The 4,865-nt window shown below is 64.1% G+C and carries 5 protein-coding genes; 4 read left to right on the top strand and 1 reads right to left on the bottom strand.

Annotated elements, in window-relative coordinates:
* The first annotated feature begins 195 nt into the window (after positions 1-195).
* From BFN03_RS08180 to BFN03_RS08170, 3 genes are all read left to right on the top strand, one after another.
* Complete coding sequence (locus BFN03_RS08180) at positions 196-1,284, top strand: beta-propeller fold lactonase family protein (protein ID WP_070378601.1); 1,089 nt, start codon at positions 196-198, stop codon at positions 1,282-1,284.
* A 202-nt stretch (positions 1,285-1,486) separates the two neighbouring features.
* Positions 1,487-2,572 (top strand): cytochrome D1 domain-containing protein, encoded by a 1,086-nt coding sequence (locus tag BFN03_RS08175; protein ID WP_232320469.1) that lies wholly within the window; start codon positions 1,487-1,489, stop codon positions 2,570-2,572.
* Between the two features lie 205 nt (positions 2,573-2,777).
* A complete protein-coding gene (locus BFN03_RS08170) occupies positions 2,778-3,797 on the top strand; it encodes a beta-propeller fold lactonase family protein (protein ID WP_157109578.1) in 1,020 nt (339 codons plus the stop codon).
* Between the two features lie 64 nt (positions 3,798-3,861).
* Here the strand turns inward: BFN03_RS08170 and BFN03_RS20915 are convergent, their stop codons facing one another.
* Positions 3,862-3,990: a hypothetical protein gene (locus tag BFN03_RS20915; protein WP_269748460.1), complete on the bottom strand. Its 129-nt coding sequence runs from the start codon at positions 3,988-3,990 to the stop codon at positions 3,862-3,864.
* A 176-nt stretch (positions 3,991-4,166) separates the two neighbouring features.
* Between BFN03_RS20915 and BFN03_RS08165 the strand changes: the two genes are divergently transcribed.
* Positions 4,167-4,472 carry a hypothetical protein gene (locus tag BFN03_RS08165; RefSeq protein WP_070378598.1) on the top strand — a complete coding sequence of 102 codons (306 nt, stop codon included), beginning with the start codon at positions 4,167-4,169 and terminating at the stop codon, positions 4,470-4,472.
* The last annotated feature ends 393 nt before the right edge of the window (positions 4,473-4,865 follow it).

The following is a 4,865-nucleotide window of genomic DNA, read 5'->3' as shown; positions in this document are numbered from 1 at the left end:
CGGATTTGCCGCCGCGGCGGGCTAGCGCCGGGGTACTCCGGTCGTGGTCTAGCGGCCATGTGGGCATTTGCGGCGCGTCGTGGACCGGAATCAGTTGCTGGCTGTTAGCCTGCCCTGGGCTGGTCGTCGAATCCGAAGGCCGGGCGCTCCACTGCAAGGTTGATCCGTTTTGTTCTGCTCAGTCAGGAGAGAAATGTGAATCACCACAGTAGTTTCCGCAGGTACTTCACGATTCGTGCGCGTTCCCGGCGTCTGGCCCTCGCGTTGACGGCGAGTGCGGCGATGGCACTCGGTATGGCCGGTCTCGGGACGGGGGCCGCAGCGGCGGACACCGTCATCGACACCATCCCGGTCGGGTCCGCCCCGCAAGGGATGGCGGTCACTCCGGACGGGGCGTTCGCCTATGTCGCCAACAATAGTGACGACAATGTGTCGGTGATCGACACAGCCACGAACGCCGAGATCACCACCGTCGCAGTTGGGCTCAACCCTCAGGGCGTGGCGGTCACCCCGGACGGGTCCTTCGTCTACGTCACCAACTTCGGGCAGGATACGGTTTCTGTGATCGAGACCGCCGGTAACACCGTGTCCACGTCCTTCACTCCAGGAGACGGCCCGATCAGGGTGGCGATCAGCCCAGACGGAACCCGCGCCTACGTGACCAACGCTCTCGGCGACACGGTGTCGGTGATCAACACCGCCACCAACCTCGAGATCACCGAAGTTCCGGTGGGAGTCTTCCCACGAGGGGTGGCGGTGACCCCGGACGGGGCGTTCGCCTACGTCGCCAACTTCACTGACAACAACGTGTCGGTGATCGACACAGCCTTGAACGCCGAGATCACCACAGTCGCGGTTGGGAACGGCCCAACTGGGGTGGCGGTCACCCCGGACGGTGCGTTGGTCTACGTCACCAACCAGATGGACGGCACGGTCTCGGTCATCGAGACGGCCGGAAACACCGTGGTCGACGGCTTCGCGGTCGGGGCCACCCCGTTCGGGGTGGCGGTCACGCCCGACGGGTCTCGTGTCTACGTCGCCAACTTTAGTGACGGCACGGTCTCGGTGATCGAGACGGCCGGTAACACTGTGGTCCAGACAGTTCCGGTTGGGCAGACTCCGATCGATGTGGCGGTTGCCCCGGACGGGTCCCGCGTGTACGTCACCGAGCAGAACGAGAACACGGTCTCGGTGATTGCGGTCGAGGAGTGTCTCGGGTCGCTGTGCTTCGACTTCGGGTCGTTGACCGGTAGCGGTTCGGGGGCGGGCAGCGCGTTCAGCTGACGCTTGCACTTACGAACCGGGTTACGCCGTCACCTCGATTGGGGGGTGGCGGCGTGACGTCGTTCGCTGATGCTCTCCGGCGCGTCGTGGACCGGAATCAGTTGCTGATTGTTAGCCTGCCCTGGGCTGGTCATCGAATCCGAAGGCCGGGCGCTCCGCTGCAGGGTTGATCCGTTTTGTTCTTCTGGGGCAGGAGGGAAATGTGAATCACCACAGCAGTTTCCGCAGGTACTTCAAGATTCGTGCGCGGTCGCGGCGTCTCGTGTTCGGGTTGACCGCGATTGTTGCGGTGGTGCTCGGGCCGTTCAGTCTGGGTTCGGTCGCGGCGGCCGATACCGTCATCGACACTGTCCCGGTCGGGGACTTCCCTGCCGGGGTGGCTGTGACCCCGGACGGGTCCCGCGCCTATGTCGCCAACGGTGGTGACGGCACTGTGGATGTGATCGATACCGGTACGAACACGGTGGTCGACACCGTCACGGTCGGGAGCGTCCCGGCCGGCGTGGCGATCACCCCCGACGGCTCCCACGCCTACGTCACCAACCAGTCGGACGGCACGGTGGATGTGATCGATACCGGTACGAACATGGTGGTCGACACCGTCCCGGTAGGGGATACCCCGATCGGGGTGGCGATCACCCCCGACGGAACCCACGCCTACGTCACCAATCTCTTCGACGGCACGGTGGATGTGATCGATACCGGTACGAACATGGCGGTCGACACGGTCACGGTCGGGAGCGCCCCGATCGGGGTTGCGATTACTCCGGGCGGGTCCCGCGCCTACGTGACAAACGGTGGTGACGGTACGGTGGATGTGATCGATACCGGTACGAACATGGTGGTCGATACGGTCACGGTCGGGAGCGGTCCGCAGGGGGTGGCGATTACCCCGGGCGGGTCCCGCGCCTACGTCACGAACGTCAATGACGGCACGGTAGATGTGATCGATACCGGTACGAACATGGTGGTCGACACCGTCACGGTCGGAAACATCCCGGTCGGGGTTGCGATCACCCCGGGCGGGTCCCGCGCCTACGTAACCAACTTCAATGACGACACTGTGGCGGTGATCGACACCGCCGGGAACTCCGTGATCGAGACTGTGTCGGTGGGGGACGGCGCGTTCGGGGTGGCGATCCCCCCGAGCGGGTCCCGCGCCTACGTCACCAACAGTAACGCCGCTTCGGTCTCGGTGATCGCCATCGAGAGGTGCCTCGGGTCGCTGTGCATCGACTTCGGCTCACTCACTGGCAGCGGGTCGGGGGCCGGCGGCGCGTTCAGCTGACACCCGCACGGTGAAAACGGGCGCCGCCACCCATGATCATGCCGGTGGCGGCGCCCAGGAGTCCGGTGCGTGTGGTCTCTTGGTGATTCCGGGGTCTGATCCGGATTGCGATTGTTAGCCTCATATCAGCATGTGGTCGGGTCCGGCTCTCGGTTGTCGCACAGCATCGCCCGTCTGTCTTGTTGCCCTGATTTAGGAGAGAGATGTGAATTGGCTCAGTGGCTTTCGAGGTCATTGCCCAGCAGGGAAGCCCGCCACCGATCTGATGTTCGGGGCAGCAACTGTTTCGGCGATGGTGCTGGGTATGGCCGGAATCGGTGTGGTGGCCGCAGAGGCGGACACCGTCATCGGCACCATTCAGGTGGGGGACTTCCCGTCCGGGGTGGCGGTGTCCCCGGACGGGTTCCGTGCCTACGTCGCCAACACCGGCGGAGATTCGGTGTCGGTGATCGACACCCTCACGGACACGGTGGTCGACACCGTCGCGGTCGGGGACTTCCCGCGCGGGGTGGCTGTAACACCAGACGGGTCCCGCGCCTACGTCTCGAACAACGCTGACGACACAGTGTCGGTGATCGAGACCGTCGGCAACACCTCGATCGCCGCCATTCCGGTCGGCGACGGTCCCTTTGGGGTGGCGGTCACCCCGGACGGATCCAGGGTCTACGTCGGCAACAACGACGGAACGGTGTCGGTGATCGAGACCGTCGGCAACACGGTGGTCAACACAGTCGGGGTCGGCATCTTCCCGAACGGGGTTGCGGTCAGCCCCGACGGGTCCAGCGTCTACGTCGCCAACACCGGTGGCGATTCGGTGTCGGTGATCGAAACGGCCGGTAATACCGTGGTCGACACCATTCCGGTTGGCGACGGTCCCTTTGGGGTGGCGGTCACCCCGGACGGGTCGTGGGTCTACGCCGCCGACAGCTTAGGCAATTCGGTGTCGGTGATCGAGACCGTCGGCAACACCGTGGTCGACACCGTCGGGGTCGGCATCTTCCCGCTTTGGGCGGCGGTGAGCTCGGACGGAACACGCGTCTTCGTCGGCAACAACAACGGGGGAACGGTGTCGGTGATCGAGACTGTCGGCCACACCGTGGTCGACACCGTCGCCATCGGGGACGGCCCTCTCGGGGTTGCGGTGAGCCCGCACGGAACCCGGGTCTACGTCGCCGACGCTGCCGACGACACGGTGTCGGTGATCGAGACACCGGGCCGCAAATAGTCGACACCGTAGTCATCGGGGATTGCCCTCTCGGGGCTGTGGTGAGCCCGGACAGATCCCGGGTCTACGGCAACAACAACAACGACGGAGCGGTGTCGGTGATTGCATTCGAGACGTGTTCTGGGTCGCTGTGCATCGACTTCGGCTCGTCACGGCGACCGAGTCCGACGTCAGCAGCGTGTTCAGAAGACACCCGCACCGTTGTGAAAAGCGTTTACCGCCAGCGACAATCGTGTCGGTGGCGGCATTGTTCGGTCTGGGGGTTGTTAGCCTCCTTTCGGCTGGTGGTCGAATCCGGCTTCCGGTTGTCTCGCCGTATGGCGTGTCTGTTGTGTTCCTCTGGCATAAGGAGAAATGTGAATCGGCTTAGTGGTTTTCCAGGACACCGCGTGGTCGGGAACGCGCCGCGCGTGTGATGTTCGGGGCAGTATCCGTTTGCGCGATGACGCTGGATACCGCGGGGCTGCGGCAGCGGAAACCGTCGTCGAGACTGTCTCGGTGGGTAGCGCCCCGTTCGGCGTGGCAGTCACCCCGGACAGGTCCCGCGCTTACGTCGCCAACTTTATTGACGACGACGTTTCGGCAATTGCTATCGAGAGGTGTCTGGGATCGCTGTGCATCGTCTTCGGTTCGTTGACGGGCAGTGGTTCGGGGGCGGGCAGCGCTTTCAGCTGACGGCTGCATTGATACCCCGAGTGACGCCACCACCTCAATCGTGAGAGTGGTGGCGTCCTTGGATTCGGTCACAGGAAGGCGAGTGGCCGGTATCGAGTGTGGTTGCGGGCCGGCCCCGGGCCGAGGATCGAAACAGTTTGCTGGCCAAGGTTTATGGGTGTATGCGGCATCCCGAGACCGGTGCTCCTGGTTTTTTCGCCGATCAGGGCTCTGATGATTCCGGGGGCTGATCCCGATTGTGGCTGCTAGCCTCCTTTCGGCCGGTGGTCGGATCCGGACGCCGGTCGTCCAGCTGTATGGACTGTCTGTGGTGTTTCTATGATGCAGGGGAGAAATGTGAATCGGCTCAGTGGTTTTCGAGGTCATCGCACAGTCGGGACCCGCACCGCGCGC

It is taken from the genome of Rhodococcus sp. WMMA185 (assembly GCF_001767395.1).
Taxonomy (GTDB): Bacteria; Actinomycetota; Actinomycetes; order Mycobacteriales; family Mycobacteriaceae; genus Rhodococcus_F.
The sequence above is the reverse complement of the archived record's forward strand: the minus strand, read 5'-3'. Positions and strand labels throughout refer to the sequence as shown.